The sequence below is a fragment of the Myxococcus llanfairpwllgwyngyllgogerychwyrndrobwllllantysiliogogogochensis genome (assembly GCF_006636215.1).
Lineage (GTDB): Bacteria > Myxococcota > Myxococcia > Myxococcales > Myxococcaceae > Myxococcus > Myxococcus llanfairpwllgwyngyllgogerychwyrndrobwllllantysiliogogogochensis.
Genome location: NZ_VIFM01000071.1, coordinates 1 through 15217 on the forward strand (window position 1 = coordinate 1; position 15217 = coordinate 15217).

The following is a 15217-nucleotide window of genomic DNA, read 5'->3' on the forward strand; positions in this document are numbered from 1 at the left end:
GGTGGGCCCGGAGGGGCACGGCACGAGCTGCCTGCTGCCGTGGAGGCTGGATGACCCGCGCTATCCGCCAGGGTCATCCAGGAGCACGACGGTCCTGTACAGCGGTGTCCATGGACGTGAGTTGTCGGAGGACGTGCTCTACTTCATGGTGTTGGAAGGGGAGCGCCACGGCATCGAGACCGAGCCAATCCGTGCGAGTGCGTGGCTCTCCATCACGCTCACCATCGCGAGGAATGCCAGGACGCTCTCGTGAAGTGGTGGAGTCAGCGCGGCTTCGTTGCCTGACGGTCACGGAGCGCTAGTAACTCACGTGCAACCATGCGGTCCTTGTCGCGACCCACGTGCTGCTTGATGGCGATGAGATCATCCAGACCGATGATTCGGCACGGATGCCCGTACAGCTCCATGGACACGGCTTTGGATGCCACGTCGTCATACGTGCCAACAGGCTGCGCCGTGGAGAGGATGTCGAGCCTCCCCAGGTCCGTCAGCAGGTAGAGGTTCTGGTAGGTCGCAAGCTCCGTGGGTGGCTCCGTCACAGGGCGCTTGGGAACGGCCAGGGCATAGCGAGGATGGTACGGAGCCAACGCATCGAACAGCTTCGTGAAGTTGTGCTCGGTGAATGGCGCGACGATGTCGAGGTCCAGGGTAAAGGTGGCCGACCCGTGGGCAACCGCCGCGACGCCTCCGATGATGACGAACTGAACCTGTGCATCGAGCAACAGCGTCAGAATCTCAGGAGTCCGCTGCATCGCTGCTCGCATCCTTGGGGCGGAGTGCTTCGTACAGCTCCGTCATGCGCTGTAACTGCTCGATGCGCTCCGTCGGAGTGAGCTCGAGGTTCTGTAGCAGAAGGGACACGTCCACGCCCGCATCGATGGCGGCGTCCCAGTGAGGGCCATAGCTGGGAAAAGACTGCCGGAGCAGGTCCCGCATATCCATGGCCCTACTCTAGGTCGGGAGCGTTTTGTCTGCAGCACTCCTCGACTCTCTGCTGGCCACCTCACAGGAGGACCTGGCGGGCCATTGATCAGAGGGCCCGCTTCTCTCCTCGCTGTCCGAGACGCTACTTCTTGGATGCGAGGCGCCGCCGCGCGGTGGAAGTGAAATACGAAGGACGGCCGCGCTTGTCGTGCTCAGGGCACAGCGCCGCGGGTGTTGGTCCCGCACTTCGCTTCGAAGAGCTGGAGCCTGTCGCGCAGTTGCTTGCGGTAGGAGTCCGGGGTGGACTCGTGCAGCATGTCCAGCGCGCGACGCTGGAGTCCGAGCGCCTCCTTGCAGCGGTCCAGTTGGAAGGACATCGCCGCCTGGAGCGTCAGCGCGTAGGGGTCTCCCGGTGCGAGCTCCACCGCGCGACGGGCCACGGGGAGGCCCTTCTCCGGCTGCTGGGTCTGCTGGTAGTGCGCCGCGAGGCTGGCGAGGATGCGTGAGTCGTTGGGCAGCAGCTCGGCGGCGCGCTGTCGGGCCTGCTCCATCGCCTGGCGTTCGCTGTTCATGTCCAGGTGCTCCGCCAGCAAATCCCAGGCGCGACCATCGTCGGGGTGTGCCTGCACCAGGGTGCGGGCGCGAGCCAGGTGCTCCTGGGGGTTCTGCTGGAGCTGCGCGGCGAGCACGGCGACGCTCACGCTGACAGGGTCCTCCTTCAGGCCCTGCTCCACCTCGGCGCGTGCCCTCTGGATTCGCTCTTCCTGGGGCCGCGCGCCAATGCCATGCAGGTGCATGCGCCCGCGCAGGGCGTGGACGTCCGCGGAGTCCAGCTCGCGCACGGTGACGTCTCGGGGCACGGGGGGCAGGGGCAGGGTGAGGATGGCGGAGCGCCCGCTCCAGACAAACGTGCGCAGGTCCCCGCGCAGGTCCCCCGCGTCCTTGAAGGCGATGTCCCAGGCGCTGCGCGGGTCCTCGGCGCGGGCCAGCCGGGTCTGCAGCTCGTCGAAGCGCTCGGTGTGCATGTTGATGAGGTAGTGCACCCAGACCCAGGCGGAGGCGTAGTGCTGCTGCGTCTCCGCCGCGCTCATCGACTCCTTCTGGTCCCAGGCCCAGAGGTCGTCGACGTCGAGCCAGCCGTGCTGCCGCACATAGGCGAGGCTGTTCTTGTTCGCGCGGCCGAGCACGGCCTCCTGGGTGCTGACCTTGACGTGGGTGGTCTGCAGGTACTGGGCGAGCCCCTCCGCCAGCCACCGGGACTGGCGCAGCAGCACGTGCCGGCTCAGCTCATGCGCCAGCTCGTGTGTCTGCAGCTCCTGCTCGGGCCCGTCGTCCAGCACGTAGCCCTCGCCCGACATGACGAGCAGCGTGCCCTGCTGCGTCGGCGCCACGAAGCCCACGTAGTCGCCCTGGATGAACTCCTTCAGCTCGTTGGTGTTGCGCAGGAGGATGACGTCCACGGAGCCGGGGGGATTGAAGTCCGTTCCCCACGCCAGCAGCAGGGCGCGGCGGAGCTTCTCCAGCTCGAGCGCCGTCGTGGTGGCCGACTGGGGCGTCAGGTTCGTCTGGATGCGGAAGTGCTCGCTCTGGACTTCGGACCAGGTCCGCCCGCCTTCACGAGGACACAGCGCGCGGGAGCCCGCGCAGCCGGTGGAGAGCGCCAGGACCAGACTCATCAAGACAACGTGGAATTTCATGCGCGGGGTTCTGGCATGAACGCCAAGAGAAGGAGAAGAGACGCGCCGAGAGGGGACGCGTGAGTCCTCCCCGTGAAGTTCGGCATCCCCGCGGGAAGTCCCGAGGTCTCCGCCGCTACTTCTTCTCGTCACCCGCCAGGATGCGAGGTGCCGCCGCGCGGTGGAAGCCCTCGTACGGCTTGGACGCGGAGGTCTCCTCCAGCGGGAAAATCTTGGTGTTGCACGACGCGCCACCGTCAATCTTGATGACCTCGCCGGTGATGAACGCCGCCACGTCCGTGAGCAGGAACACGATGGCGCCGCTCACCTCCGCCTCCGTGGCCAGCCGCTGCAACGGCACTTCCTTCTTCAAGAGAGGGATGAGCGCCTTGACGCCCTCGTCCTGGTAGCTGTCCATGCCACTGGACGCCACCCAGCCCGGCGCCACCGCGTTGACGCGCACGCCTGTCGCCGCCCACTCCACCGCCGCCGTCTGCGTCAGGTTGAGCATGCCCATGCGCGCCGCGCCCGAGTGCCCCATCCCCGGCATCCCGCCCCACGCGTCCGCGAGCATGTTGACGATGGACCCGCCGTGGTTGCTCATCGACTGGAGATACACCTCGCGCGCCATCAGGAAGCCGCCCGTGAGGTTGGTGGCGACCACCGCCTCGAAGCCCTTCTTGGAGATGGCCGCGAGCGGTGACGGGAACTGCCCGCCCGCGTTGTTCACCAGGCCGTGGATGCGCCCGCGCGCCGCGACGATGCGCGCCACCGTGGCCTTCACGCCCTCCTCGTCACGGATGTCCACCGTCTCCAGCGAGCACTCGCCGCCGTCCTCGCGCAGCTCCGCGGCGACCTTCTCCAGCTTGTCCAGCTTGCGGCCCACCAGGACGACGTGCGCGCCGAGCGCCGCCAACTCGTGCGCGGTGCAGCGACCGATTCCGCTGCCGCCTCCCGTCACGACGATGTTCTGTCCCTTGAAACAACCCGGTGCGAATACAGAGCGGTAACCCATGTCGTCTCCCGAAGTGGCCCCGTGCGTGGCGAGAGGGCCCGTGGTGTCCGTGGTCGCCTCGCGGCGTCAGTCTCCCGCTTTCCGCCCGCGCCGGGAACGCAGCGCGTCCTCCAGCGTGAGCGCCCAGCGGTGGAGAATCTTCTTCCTGCGCGCGCTGTCGTCCCGCAGCAGGTTGGCGAGCCCCAGGCCCCGGATGAGGTCCAGCGTCGCCTGCACCAGCTCGCGCGTCTCCGGCTCGCGGTCATCCACGCCGAGCAGCGCCACCGTGAGCCGGTGTACCTCCCGCCCCACCTTCGCCTCCACCGGCAACAACTGCGCGCGCAGCTCCGCGTCCGCGCTCGCCGCCACCCAGAGCTGTGCCGCCGCGGCGAAGAGCGGCTGCGTGTAGAAGCCCGCCAGCATGTGCAGGATGCTCTCGGTCCGCCGCACGTCCGCTGGCAGGCGGGCCGCTCTCCGGCTGAGCTCCTCCACCTGCTGGTGCCCGACGTACTCCACCGCCGCCGCGACCAGGTCGCCTCGCGTGGGGAAGTGGTGCTGGCACGCGCCGCGAGACACGCCTGCTCGCTCGGCGATGACCGTCATCGTGGAGCCCGCCCACCCCAGCTCCGACAGGGCGCCAATGGCGGCCTCCATCAAGCGCTGCCGTGTCACGCGGCTGCGCTCCTGTTCCTGTCTGCCCGGCGGCGGTGCGTCGCTCACGAAGTCAGCTTGAAAGGCACCCTCGAAAAAAGCAAGCGCGCTTGCTTTTTTAGGCATGGGCTCCCAGACTGCCCGCATTCAGGCTGGACGTGGAGAGCGCATGAGCGAGTCCCCCCTCCGTATCGGCAATGCCTCGGGCTTCTATGGAGACCGGTTCTCGGCCGTCCGGGAGATGCTCGAAGGCGGCCAGTTGGACGTCCTCACGGGCGACTACCTGGCGGAGCTGACGATGTTGATTCTTGGCCGGGACCGGATGAAGGACCCGTCCACCGGCTACGCCAAGACGTTCCTCCGGCAGATGGAGCAGTGCCTGGGGCTCGCGCTGGACAAGAAGGTGAAGGTCGTCGTGAACGCGGGCGGGTTGAACCCGTCGGGCCTCGCGACGGCGCTGCGCGAGCTGAACGACAAGCTGGGCCTCAAGGCGCGCATCGCGCACGTGGAGGGGGATGACCTCTCCGGCAGCGCGGACGAGCTGGGCCTCGGCTCTCCCATCACCGCGAACGCGTACCTGGGCGGCTGGGGCATCGCCGAGAGCCTGCGCGCGGGCGCGGACGTCGTCGTCACCGGTCGCGTGACGGATGCCTCGCTGGTGGTGGGCCCGGCCGCCGCGCACTTCGGCTGGAAGCGGGACGACTGGGACAAGCTCGCCGGGGCCATGGTGGCCGGCCACGTCCTGGAGTGCGGCACGCAGGCGACGGGCGGCAACTACTCCTTCTTCAAGGAGCTGGATGTCCGCCGGCCCGGCTTCCCCCTGGCGGAGCTGTTCGCGGATGGCTCGTCCGTCATCTCCAAGCACGCGGGCACGGGCGGCGCGGTGACGGTGGACACGGTGCTCGCGCAGCTCCTCTATGAAATCACCGGGGCCCGGTACGCGGGGCCCGACGCGACGGCGCGGTTCGACTCCATCACCCTGGCGGCGGAGGGGAAGGACCGCGTGCGCATCTCGGGCGTGAAGGGTGAGCCGCCTCCGCCCACCGTGAAGGTCTGTCTCAACCACCTGGGTGGCTACAAGAACGAGGCGACGTTCATCCTGGTGGGGCTCGACATCGAGGAGAAGGCGGCGCTCATCCGAGGACAGATGGAAGCGGCGCTCACGCGCAAGCCGAAGGAGACGCACTGGACGTTGGTGCGCACGGACCGCGAGGACGCCGCCACGGAGGAGCAGGCCGCGGCCTTCCTGCGCGTCGTGGTGAAGGACGCGGACCAGAAGCTGGTGGGTCGCTCCTTCAGTGGCGCCGCCGTGGAGCTGGCGCTGGGCACGTATCCTGGCTTCACCATGACGGCGCCGCCGTCGGATGGCGCGCCTTACGGTGTCTACACGCCGGCCTATGTCGATGCGACGCGCGTGGAGCACGTCGCCGTCCTGCCGGATGGCGCGCGCACGGTCATCGCGCCCACGGAGCAGTCGCTGAAGCTGGCTCCTGTCGAGAAGCCCGCGTTGCCGGAGGCGCTGCCGTCGGGCCCCGCGCGGAGGGCCCCGCTGGGGCGCATCGTCGCGGCGCGCAGTGGGGACAAGGGCGGCACGGCGAACATCGGCGTGTGGGCGCGGACGGACGCGGCCTGGCGGTGGCTTGCGCACTTCCTCACGGCGGAGAAGCTGCGCGAGCTGCTACCGGAGACAGCGGCCTTCGCGATTGAGCGGCACGACTTCCCCCAGCTCCGAGGGGTGAACTTCGTGGTCGACGGGATTCTGGGCGAGGGCGTGTCGTCGTCGACGCGCTTCGACCCGCAGGGCAAGGCTCTGGGGGAGTGGCTCCGCTCGCGTCACGTGGACATCCCCGAGTCGCTGCTTCGTGAAGGAGAGGGTTGAGGCCGATGCCAAGAATCACATCGCGGGTGAACACAGGCTCGGAGTCGTTCCAGGCACAGCGCGCGGACATGCTCGGGCGCCTCGCGGAGCTGCGGGGCGTGGAGGCGAAGGTCCGCGCCACCGAGAACAAGGCGACCGAGAAGTTCCACAAGCGCGGCCAACTGCTGCCTCGCGAGCGGCTGATGATGCTGCTGGACAGGGGCTCGCCGTTCCTGGAGCTGTCCACGCTGTGCGGGTACGGCTACCACGACGACAGTGACGGCTCGCTGGCGGGCGGCAACAGCATCGCGGGCATCGGCTACGTGTCCGGCGTGCGGTGCTTTGTCTTCGTCAACAACTCCGCCATCAAGGGTGGCACCGCGTCTCCCTGGGGTGTGCAGAAGGCGCTGCGCGGACAGGCCATCGCGCTGCAGAACAAGCTGCCCATGGTGTCGCTGGTGGAGAGCGGCGGCGCGAATCTCATGTACCAGCAGGAGATCTTCATCCCGGGCGGGGAGACCTTCTACAACCAGGCGCGGATGTCGGCGGCGGGCATCCCGCAAATCACCGTGGTCCACGGCTCCAGCACGGCGGGCGGTGCATACCTGCCGGGCCTGTCCGATTACGTGGTGATGGTGAAGAAGAAGGCGAAGGTGTTCCTCGCGGGCCCGCCGCTGCTCAAGGCGGCGACGGGCGAGGTCGCCACCGACGAGGACCTGGGTGGCGCGGAGATGCACGCCACCGTCGCGGGCACCGCGGACTATCTGGCCGAGGACGACGCCGACGCCATTCGCATGGCGCGGGAAATCGTGTCCAAGCTCGGCTGGAACGAGCGACTGGCGGCGGCCGCGCCCACGCTCTACGAGGAGCCGCGCTACTCGCCGGACGAGCTGTGTGGCGCCATCCCGGCGGACTACCGCAAGCCCTACGACTGCCGCGAAATCATCGCGCGCTTCGTGGACGGCTCCGACTTCACGGGCTTCAAGGACGCCTATGACGCGCACACCGTCTGCGGGTGGGCGAACCTCTTCGGCGCGCCCATTGGCATCATCGGCAACAACGGCCCCATCAGCCCGAAGGGCGCGACGAAGGCGGCGCAGTTCATCCAGCTCTGCTGCCAGTCGGGCACGCCCATCGTCTACCTCCAGAACACCACGGGGTATCTGGTGGGGACGCAGCCGGAGCAGGGCGGCATCGTCAAGCACGGCTCGAAGATGATTCAGGCGGTGGCGAACGCCACGGTGCCGCAGGTGACGTTGCTGGTGGGTGGCTCGTTCGGCGCGGGCAACTATGGAATGTGCGGCCGTCCGTTCCATCCGCGCTTCATCTTCGCGTGGCCCAACGCGCGCACGGCCGTCATGGGCGGCGAGCAGGCGGCGAAGGTGATGTCGATTGTCTTCGGCGAGAAGCTCGCGCGTGGCGGTGAGGTGGTGGACGAGGAGGCCATCCGCGCCTTCACCCAGCCCATCGTCGACCAGTTCGACAAGGAGTCGCACCCCTTCAACGCCTCGGCGCGGCTGTTCGACGACGGCATCATCGACCCGCGCGATACGCGACGGGTGCTCGGGTTCGTCCTGTCCATCTGCCGCGAGGCGGGGCGACGCGAGGTCAATCCCAACAGCTTCGGAGTCGCACGCCTGTGAGAGGAGCGAACGGGATGGAGCGTTTCAGCAAGGTCCTCGTCGCGAACCGGGGCGAAATCGCCGTGCGGGTGATTCGCACGTGCAAGCGGCTGGGCTATCGGACGGTGGCGGTGTTCTCCGAGGCGGACCAGGGCGCGCCGCACGTGCTCGCGGCGGACGAGGCGGTGCCGATTGGAGCGTCGCCCGCGAAGGAGTCCTACCTCGTCATCGACAAGCTCATCGGCGCGGCGAAGGCGTCGGGGGCACAGGCGATTCATCCGGGCTACGGCTTCCTCTCCGAAAACGCGGCCTTCTCTCGCGCGTGCAAGGAGGCGGGGCTCGTCTTCATCGGCCCGGACGCCGAGGCCATCACCCTGATGGGCAACAAGCGTCAGGCGAAGCTGCGGATGATTGCCGCCGGCGTGCCGTGCATTCCCGGCTACGAGGCATCGGACGCGGACGACGAGGCGCTGGCGGTGGAGGGCGAGCGCATCGGCTTCCCGCTAATGGTGAAGGCGGCGGCCGGTGGTGGTGGGCGCGGCATGCGACTGGTGCACGAGGCGTCGCAGCTCCGCGCCGCGCTGCGCGGGGCACGCTCGGAGTCCACCAACGCCTTCGGCAGCGGTGAGCTCATCCTGGAGCGGGCCGTCATCAACGCGCGGCACGTGGAGATTCAGGTCTTCGCGGATGAGCACGGCAACGTGGTGCACCTGGGTGAGCGCGACTGCTCGGTGCAGCGCCGTCACCAGAAGATTGTCGAGGAGAGCCCGTCCCCCGCCGTCAGCGCGGAGCTGCGAGAGCGGATGGGACAGGTGGCCGTCACCGCGGCCCAGACGATTGCCTACAAGGGCGCGGGCACCATCGAGTTCCTCCTCGCGCCGAGCGGCGAGTTCTACTTCATGGAGATGAACACCCGTCTCCAGGTGGAGCACCCCGTCACCGAGGAGATTACCGGCCTGGACCTGGTGGAGTGGCAGCTCCGCGTGGCCTCGGGCGAGGTGCTGCCGCGCGAGCAGAAGGACATCACGTGGAAGGGGCACGCCATCGAGGTGCGCCTGTGCGCCGAGGACCCGGCGAAACAATACGCACCGCAGGCGGGGAGGCTGTTGACGTGGCGGCTGCCCTCGCGCGAGGGCGTGCGAATCGACCATGGCGTGCGCGAGGGGCAGGACATTCCGCCCTTCTACGACTCCATGCAGGCGAAGGTGATTGCGTACGGCTCGGACCGGGAGCAGGCGCGGCGGCGACTGGTGGAGGCGCTGCACGAGCTCACCGTATTCGGTGTCACCACGAACAAGGCCCTGCTGCTCCACGTGCTGCAGGACGGGACATTCCGCTCCGGCGTCTACGACACGGGCTTCATCGGCAAGCACGCGGACGGCGCGACGCTGGCGCGGCTGTACGAGACGACTCCCCGTGAGCGGGCGCTGGCGGCGACGGCCCTCTTCCACGATGAGGCGCAGGTCCTCGCGAAGAGGAGCGGGCTGGACGGCTCGCTGGTGAACTGGAACACGGCGTACACGCATCCGGTGGCGATGACGCTGGAGGACCGGAGCGGTGAGTCGAAGGTCTCCGTGCGGCCGGTGTCTCCGTCGCGGTACGAGGTGAGCGCGGGTGGCGAGTCGTTCGAAGTCGGCGTGTTGGGGTTGGCGGACAGCGTGTTCCACTACTCCGTTGCCGGGGCGCGTGGCCGTGCGCGCTATCTCCGGAGCGGGGACTCGCTCTGGTTGGATTTGGGCGCCGGGGCACGCCGCCTCACGGACGTGACGTTTCGTCCGGCGAAATCGTCGGAGGGGGCGGGCACGGGCCGACTGCTCGCGCCGATGGACGGACGCATCCTGCGCGTGGATGCGAAGCCGGGCGACGTGGTGAAGCCGGGTGACGTCCTCCTCGTGCTGGAGGCGATGAAGATGGAGTTCCAGCTCGCGGCGGACATTCCCGGTGTCGTCGAGGCGGTGAATGCCTCGGCGGGTGGACAGGTGTCCGCGAAGCAGTTGCTCGTGGTGCTCACGCCGGAGGCGAAGCCGAAGGAGCCGCCGGCCTGAAGTTGCGGGCAACATCGCGCCCCGCATGTCCCTTGTCCCGGAGTGCGAGGGGAATGTCCGTGACGGGACTCCCACCTGTTCTGGGGTCCATGACGTTCGTGGACTGATGAGCAGGTGCGGGCGCCCCGCGGGACGGTGCGACCTTCCGGTTTCGGAACGAGGTGCTTTCTCTTGGAGCCATCGTCGTCAGGAGACGGTGGACCCGGAGTCGTGACGTGGACCCCTCGGAAGCGCGTGAGAAACTGTCGCTGTACTGCCCCATCTCCCCGGAGCTGCATCCTCGCGCGGAGGAGGTGGAGGCGCGGAGCGTGGAGTGGATGACGCGTCACCGCATCTACCCCGATGAGCAGGAGTGGCTGCGGCTCTCCCGGATTCGTGTGGGGGAGTTCGTCGCGCGCATCATGCCTACGGGCACGGAGGCATCGCTCCAGGCCGCCGCCGACTTCGTCATGTGGCTCTTCGCGTTCGATGACGCCTTCTGCGACGAGGGCCGCTTCGGACAGCGGCCTCACGGGATGGCCGTTTATGCCGGTTGGTTGGGGCATCTGCTGGACTCGCCCCACGCGGAGGTGCTTCCCGAGGACCCGTATGCCCAGAGCCTGCGGGACTTGCGGCTGCGGATGGAGGTCCATGCGAGCCCGGTGCAACTGCGTCGCTGGTCCGACGCGGTCCGCTCCTATCTGTACTCGCAGGTCTGGGAGGCGGCCAACCGAGACGACCAGCGCGTCTGCGACGTCGACAGCTACACGGTGCTCAGGCTCTACAGCGGCGCGGCGATGGTGTGTCCCACGCTCATCGACATCGTCAACCAGCACGAGGTGTCCACCGAGGAGCTGGCGCGTCCCCTGGTGCGCGCGGCGGGCGAGATGGCGGGGACGATTGTCGTCTGGGACAACGACCTCATCTCCCACGAAAAGGAATCGCGCCGCGGCGAGGACCAGCACAACCTCCTCTCGGTGTTGATGCACGAGCGCGGCTGCTCGATGGAGGAGGCCACTCGCGAGGCGGTGAGGATGCGGGACGCGGTGATGGCGCTGTTCCTGCGATTGCTGGCGCAGGGACAGTCCAGTGCGAGTCTGGAACTGTCGCTGTACCTGAAGGGGCTGGGGAACTTCGTGCGCGCGAACATCGACTGGAGCAACCGGTCCGGTCGCTACTTCGAGCGAGAGGTGCGCTCCTCCGCGGAAGGCGTCGTGGCGCTCGAGATGCCTCTCGTGGACGTCACGACGCTGGAGCCGCTGCCCGTTCGCTCGATTCAGTGGTGGTGGGGCTGTGTGTCGTCGGAGGGCTGAGCGCTGTTTCGGCTCAGTCCGAGCACGGCGAGTCCCACGAGGCACAGGGCCGCGCCCGACGCACATACGCCCACCCAGCCCCAGTGGGTCCACGCGGTGGTGCCCAGCCAGGAGCCGCCCGCGCCGCCCGCGAAGTACGTCACCATGTAGAGGGTGTTGAGGCGGCTGCGAGCCTCCGGGCGCAGGGCGTAGACGCGCGTCTGGTTGGAGATGTGGTTGCCCTGGGCGCCCAGGTCGAGCAGCACGACACCCAGCGCGATGCCCCACAGCCATTGGCCCAGCGGCCACATCAGCACGAAGGACAGGAGCAACACGGCGATGGCCAGCATGTTGATGCGCCGTCCCCCGTGCGAGTCCGCGTAGCGGCCCACGAGGGGGGCGATCAACGCGCCGACGACGCCGACGACTCCGAAGAGGCCGGCGACCTGGGGGCCGTAGTGCTGGGGGAGACTCTGGAGGTACAGGGCGAGCGTGGACCAGAAGACGCTGAAGGCGCCGAAGGTGAGTGCGCCGAGGACGGAGTGGATGCGCAGCACGGGCTCGGTGCGAGCCAGATGGACCAGCGAGCGCATCAGGTCCGGGTAGGGCATGGCGGCGACGGCCGGCTGCGAGGGCAGCGTGAAGCGCAGCAGCAGCGCGAGCAGGAGCATCATTCCGGCGGCGATCCAGAACATGGCGCGCCAGCCCAGGTGGGTGCCCACGAAGCCGGCGGCGGTGCGCGACAGGAGGATGCCGATGAGCAGGCCACTCATGACGGTTCCGACGACACGGCCGCGCTGTGCGGCGGGGGCTAGGTGCGCGGCGAAGGGCACGAGGAGCTGCGGGACGATGGTGGTGGCGCCCACGATGAAGCTGGCGAGCACGAGCCACGGAAGGGTGGGCGCGAGCGCGACGCCGACGAGGGCCAGGCTCACCAGCGCGGACATGGTGACGATGACGCGCCGTCGCTCCAGGCTGTCGCCGAGCGGGACGATGAGCAGCATGCCCGCCGCATAGCCGACCTGGGTCAGCGTGGGCACGAGGCCGAGCGAGCTGCCGGAGGCGTTCAGCTCCCGGCCGATATCTCCGAGCAGGGGCTGGTTGTAATAGAGGTTCGCGGCGGTGGCGCCGGAGGCGGCGGCCATGAGCCACACCAGCCCGGAGCTGAGGGTGGTGTGAGACGGTTCCGAGGGTGCTCGTGTCGACATGGGAGGCGCGGCGCACTCTCTTCCTGGAGTGCGCTCAGGTCCAGCGGCGTGTGAGGCGCGTCACGCCTGCTTGCTGGGTGCGGAGTGCGTGGGAGCACCGCGCGTGTGGAGGATGTGAGGTGTGCGCCCGGGTTCAACAGCGCGTGAGGCTCTCATCGCGCCTGTTAGTCCTGGTGGTCGAGGGGCGCGTGGGAGCACCGCGCGCGTGGAAGCCGCGAGGTCGATGGGTGTGAGGGAAGTAACGCCGGGCAAGGGAGTGCGCAGGGGTTCTCGTGGAGGACAGGTGTGAGGTCGGGCTCCACGAGTGCGGGTCGGTGTAGGCTTCCGGGTATGGCTGGAGTCACCACCGCGCCGGAGCGTCTGCCCGTCATCGACATGTCCCCGCTGTTCGACGCGTCCCCTTCCGAGGCACGGAAGCGGGTGGCGCGTGAAATCGAGCAGGCGTGTCGTGACACCGGCTTCTTTTATGTCTCCGGCCACGGCGTCTCGGACGAGGTGCTCGCGCGGCTGGAGGAGGAGAGTCACCGTTTCTTCGCGCTGCCGCGTGAAGCGAAGGAGGCCATCGCCATGGCGCACGGCGGGCCTGCGTGGCGCGGCTGGTTCCCTCTGGGGGGCGAGCTGACGTCGGGGAAGCCGGACCGCAAGGAAGGGCTCTATCTGGGCACGGAGCTGGGGCCAGGGCATCCTCGGGTGAAGGCGGGCTGGCCGCTGCACGGTGCGAATCTGTGGCCGCCGGAGGTGCCGGGGCTGCGCGCGGTGGTGCTCGATTACATGGCCGGTGTCACTCGCGCGGCGCATGCGCTGATGGAGGGCGTGGCGGAGAGCCTGGGGTTGGAGCGGGAGTACTTCCACCGGACGTACACGGCGGACCCCACGGTGTTGTTCCGTGTCTTCCACTACCCCGCGGAGCCCGAGCCCGCCGATGGTGAGGAGCGCTGGGGCGTGGGGGAGCACACGGACTACGGGCTGCTGACGTTGCTCGCGCAGGACTCGAATGGTGGGCTGCAGGTGAAGTCGCGGCGCGGGTGGGTGGAGGCACCGCCGCTTCCGGGGACCCTGGTGTGCAACATCGGCGACATGCTCGACCGGCTGACGGGCGGTTGGTATCGCTCCACGCCGCATCGGGTGAAGAACGTGAGTGGGCGAGACAGGCTCTCGTTCCCGCTCTTCTTCGACCCGGACTTCGCGGCGGAGGTCCAGCCGCTGCCGAATGTGGCTTCGGCGGATGTGGACGAGGACCGGGCTCGGCGTTGGGACGGAGCGAGCGTCCACGCGTTCGATGGCACCTACGGTGACTATCTGCTGGGGAAGGTGTCGAAGGTGTTCCCACAGCTCGTGCGGAGGGTGCTGTAGTTCACGCGTGGCGTCGAGGCGAAAGCCCCTCGCCTCGACCTCACCGCGCGCCGCGACGAGCGGACCCTCGGGCCCGCCGCGCGTCCGCGTCGCTCAGCTCCCGCTTGTCGCCGGTGCTTCCGTGCGCGGCAACAGGCGCCCACCCAGCATGGTGATGCGCCGAGCCGCCAGTCGCTCACGCGCCTCGGGCTGGATGTCCTGCGGCGTCCACTTCAGGTCGTGGTCGAACTCCACGTGCACCGACTCGACGCCCTCCTGACCCGTGAGGCGCTGCTCGATTTCCCGCATGAAGTACGCCGCCATCATGCACATGGGAGACGTGATGTGCAGCCGCACCGTCACCTTGCCGTCGCGGTGCTCCACGCTCTGGATGAGCCCCATCTCTCCAATGCCCAGCGGCACCCCCGTCGCCAGACTGCACGGGTCCGGAATCGACTGGATGCGCTCGCGCAGCGCCGCTTCCATCGTCACGGCCGCGCCTCCTGCTGGTAGCTGTAGGGCTTGATGTCGCCCCTGGCGCGCTTGCGCGAGAACTCATCGTTCTCGATGCGCTTCTTCACCGCCTCGATGTCCACCCCGGCGTAGCGCGCGTAGTTGTCGCAGAGAATCATCCGCTTCACCTCCGGCGTCACCTGCATGCCCGCCATCTGCACCAGTTCCTCGGGCAGTTGGAAGTCGTGCCAGAACTTGTGCAGCGCCGGCTGCGGATGGCTGAACACCGTCCCGGAGCCCCACATGATTTTCGACGGGCCCGCCCACTTGAGCAGCGCGGCCAGCGACTCCGCGAACCAGCGCTCCCGCTTCACCAGCAACGCGCCCGTCACCTCCAGGTTGACGTACACGTTGGGGAACAACGACAGCTGCATGCCCGTCTCGTCCAGGAACGCCATGCCGCCGTGGACGATTTCGAAGTTCAGGTCCGGGAACGCATCCGCCGCGCCGCCGATGTCGTCGACCTTGTACGGCTCCAGCGGCACCGCCCCCATCGGCAGGCCCTTGTGCACCGCGATGTTCTTGATGCCCAGCTTGCGCGCCCGCTCGAACAGGGGGAACGCGATGCTCGGGTCATCCATCCGCCAGCCGGTGTGCTTGAACGAGTCCCCCAGCCACGCCGCCGGATAGAGCTTCAGGCCCGTGGGCTTGAGCTCCTCCGCCTGCCGCTCCAGGTCCTCCAGCGCCGCCGTGCCCCGCAGCGGGTCCACGCCCGCGTAGACGAGGAAGCGGTCCGGGAAGCGCCGCTTGATGTCCACCGTCTTCTCGTACGAACACAGCCCATCCGTGTAGAGCGTCTGGAGCGGCAGCACGTGGTGCACCGCCAGGTCGATGTCGCTCTCCACGAAGAGGATGTGCGCCAGCTCGTCCACGGACCAGTCCTTCATGAACTGGTCGGCCTGCGGGACGCGGTGCGAGTCGTTGGACAACCCGCTGTGCAGTCCGAAGATGAGCTGTGCCAGGGACTCGGCGTACTTCCCCGCGCGCCAGTTGGACGGGTGCAGGTTGTACGCATGCGTAACCGCATCGATGACGAAACCGCCGCCAATCACCAGGAACTCCCTTCGGATGCGCACCGGGAAATCCGGCGCGGTGAAGTCTCACTCATTCGTGGCAAGCCCGG

13 protein-coding genes and 1 pseudogene are annotated in these 15217 nt (G+C 68.3%); 6 read left to right on the top strand and 8 right to left on the bottom strand.

Annotated features, from left to right (window positions below):
• Positions 1-253: pseudogene (locus FJV41_RS52355) on the top strand (hypothetical protein); the annotation flags it as partial.
• A gap of 10 nt (positions 254-263) precedes the next feature.
• Here FJV41_RS52355 and FJV41_RS19085 read toward each other — a convergent pair.
• The 5 genes from FJV41_RS19085 to FJV41_RS19105 form a co-directional block, all read right to left on the bottom strand.
• Positions 264-752 (bottom strand): hypothetical protein, encoded by a 489-nt coding sequence (locus tag FJV41_RS19085; protein ID WP_141643945.1) that lies wholly within the window; start codon positions 750-752, stop codon positions 264-266.
• Complete coding sequence (locus FJV41_RS19090; RefSeq protein ID WP_141643946.1) at positions 736-942, bottom strand: hypothetical protein; 207 nt, start codon at positions 940-942, stop codon at positions 736-738. The genes FJV41_RS19085 and FJV41_RS19090 overlap by 17 nt, the downstream gene beginning before the upstream one ends.
• A gap of 194 nt (positions 943-1136) precedes the next feature.
• On the bottom strand, positions 1137-2621 hold the full coding sequence (locus FJV41_RS19095) for a DUF1570 domain-containing protein (protein ID WP_141643947.1): 1485 nt from the start codon (positions 2619-2621) through the stop codon (positions 1137-1139).
• 115 nt (positions 2622-2736) lie between these two features.
• Positions 2737-3615, bottom strand: coding sequence for an SDR family oxidoreductase (locus FJV41_RS19100; protein WP_141643948.1), 879 nt, complete (start codon positions 3613-3615; stop codon positions 2737-2739).
• A gap of 66 nt (positions 3616-3681) precedes the next feature.
• Positions 3682-4248: a TetR family transcriptional regulator gene (locus tag FJV41_RS19105; RefSeq protein WP_217439456.1), complete on the bottom strand. Its 567-nt coding sequence runs from the start codon at positions 4246-4248 to the stop codon at positions 3682-3684.
• Positions 4249-4414: 166 nt separating this feature from the next.
• Here FJV41_RS19105 and FJV41_RS19110 point away from each other — a divergent pair, with 166 nt between their 5' ends.
• The 4 genes from FJV41_RS19110 (at position 4415) to FJV41_RS19125 (ending at position 11062) form a co-directional block, all read left to right on the top strand.
• On the top strand, positions 4415-6124 hold the full coding sequence (locus FJV41_RS19110) for an acyclic terpene utilization AtuA family protein (RefSeq protein ID WP_141643950.1): 1710 nt from the start codon (positions 4415-4417) through the stop codon (positions 6122-6124).
• 5 nt (positions 6125-6129) lie between these two features.
• Complete coding sequence (locus FJV41_RS19115) at positions 6130-7746, top strand: acyl-CoA carboxylase subunit beta (RefSeq protein ID WP_141643951.1); 1617 nt, start codon at positions 6130-6132, stop codon at positions 7744-7746.
• 14 nt (positions 7747-7760) lie between these two features.
• Positions 7761-9770, top strand: coding sequence for an acetyl-CoA carboxylase biotin carboxylase subunit (locus FJV41_RS19120; RefSeq protein ID WP_141643952.1), 2010 nt, complete (start codon positions 7761-7763; stop codon positions 9768-9770).
• A 215-nt stretch (positions 9771-9985) separates the two neighbouring features.
• Positions 9986-11062: a terpene synthase family protein gene (locus FJV41_RS19125; RefSeq protein WP_141643953.1), complete on the top strand. Its 1077-nt coding sequence runs from the start codon at positions 9986-9988 to the stop codon at positions 11060-11062.
• Here the strand turns inward: FJV41_RS19125 and FJV41_RS19130 are convergent.
• Complete coding sequence (locus tag FJV41_RS19130; protein WP_438616745.1) at positions 11026-12186, bottom strand: MFS transporter; 1161 nt, start codon at positions 12184-12186, stop codon at positions 11026-11028. The two genes, FJV41_RS19125 and FJV41_RS19130, sit on opposite strands and share 37 nt — an antisense overlap.
• A gap of 393 nt (positions 12187-12579) precedes the next feature.
• Here FJV41_RS19130 and FJV41_RS19135 point away from each other — a divergent pair, with 393 nt between their 5' ends.
• Positions 12580-13602, top strand: a complete 1023-nt coding sequence (locus FJV41_RS19135; protein ID WP_141643955.1) for an isopenicillin N synthase family dioxygenase — start codon at positions 12580-12582, stop codon at positions 13600-13602.
• A 93-nt stretch (positions 13603-13695) separates the two neighbouring features.
• Here the strand turns inward: FJV41_RS19135 and FJV41_RS19140 are convergent, their stop codons facing one another.
• Both FJV41_RS19140 and FJV41_RS19145 read right to left on the bottom strand, forming a co-directional pair.
• Positions 13696-14067: a metal-sulfur cluster assembly factor gene (locus FJV41_RS19140; protein WP_141643972.1), complete on the bottom strand. Its 372-nt coding sequence runs from the start codon at positions 14065-14067 to the stop codon at positions 13696-13698.
• Positions 14068-14069: 2 nt separating this feature from the next.
• Positions 14070-15170 (bottom strand): amidohydrolase family protein, encoded by a 1101-nt coding sequence (locus FJV41_RS19145; protein ID WP_246137280.1) that lies wholly within the window; start codon positions 15168-15170, stop codon positions 14070-14072.
• Positions 15171-15217 lie beyond the last annotated feature (47 nt).

Excerpts from the sequence above, each read along its gene's own strand:
- FJV41_RS19085 (WP_141643945.1), bottom strand. The coding sequence starts at position 752 with ATGCAGCGGACTCCTGAGATTCTGACGCTGTTGCTCGATGCACAGGTT.
- FJV41_RS19090 (WP_141643946.1), bottom strand. The coding sequence starts at position 942 with ATGGATATGCGGGACCTGCTCCGGCAGTCTTTTCCCAGCTATGGCCCT.
- FJV41_RS19095 (WP_141643947.1), bottom strand. The coding sequence starts at position 2,621 with ATGAAATTCCACGTTGTCTTGATGAGTCTGGTCCTGGCGCTCTCCACC.
- FJV41_RS19100 (WP_141643948.1), bottom strand. The coding sequence starts at position 3,615 with ATGGGTTACCGCTCTGTATTCGCACCGGGTTGTTTCAAGGGACAGAAC.
- FJV41_RS19105 (WP_217439456.1), bottom strand. The coding sequence starts at position 4,248 with ATGGAGGCCGCCATTGGCGCCCTGTCGGAGCTGGGGTGGGCGGGCTCC.
- FJV41_RS19110 (WP_141643950.1), top strand. The coding sequence starts at position 4,415 with ATGAGCGAGTCCCCCCTCCGTATCGGCAATGCCTCGGGCTTCTATGGA.
- FJV41_RS19115 (WP_141643951.1), top strand. The coding sequence starts at position 6,130 with ATGCCAAGAATCACATCGCGGGTGAACACAGGCTCGGAGTCGTTCCAG.
- FJV41_RS19120 (WP_141643952.1), top strand. The coding sequence starts at position 7,761 with ATGGAGCGTTTCAGCAAGGTCCTCGTCGCGAACCGGGGCGAAATCGCC.
- FJV41_RS19130 (WP_438616745.1), bottom strand. The coding sequence starts at position 12,186 with ATGGCCGCCGCCTCCGGCGCCACCGCCGCGAACCTCTATTACAACCAG.
- FJV41_RS19135 (WP_141643955.1), top strand. The coding sequence starts at position 12,580 with ATGGCTGGAGTCACCACCGCGCCGGAGCGTCTGCCCGTCATCGACATG.
- FJV41_RS19140 (WP_141643972.1), bottom strand. The coding sequence starts at position 14,067 with ATGGAAGCGGCGCTGCGCGAGCGCATCCAGTCGATTCCGGACCCGTGC.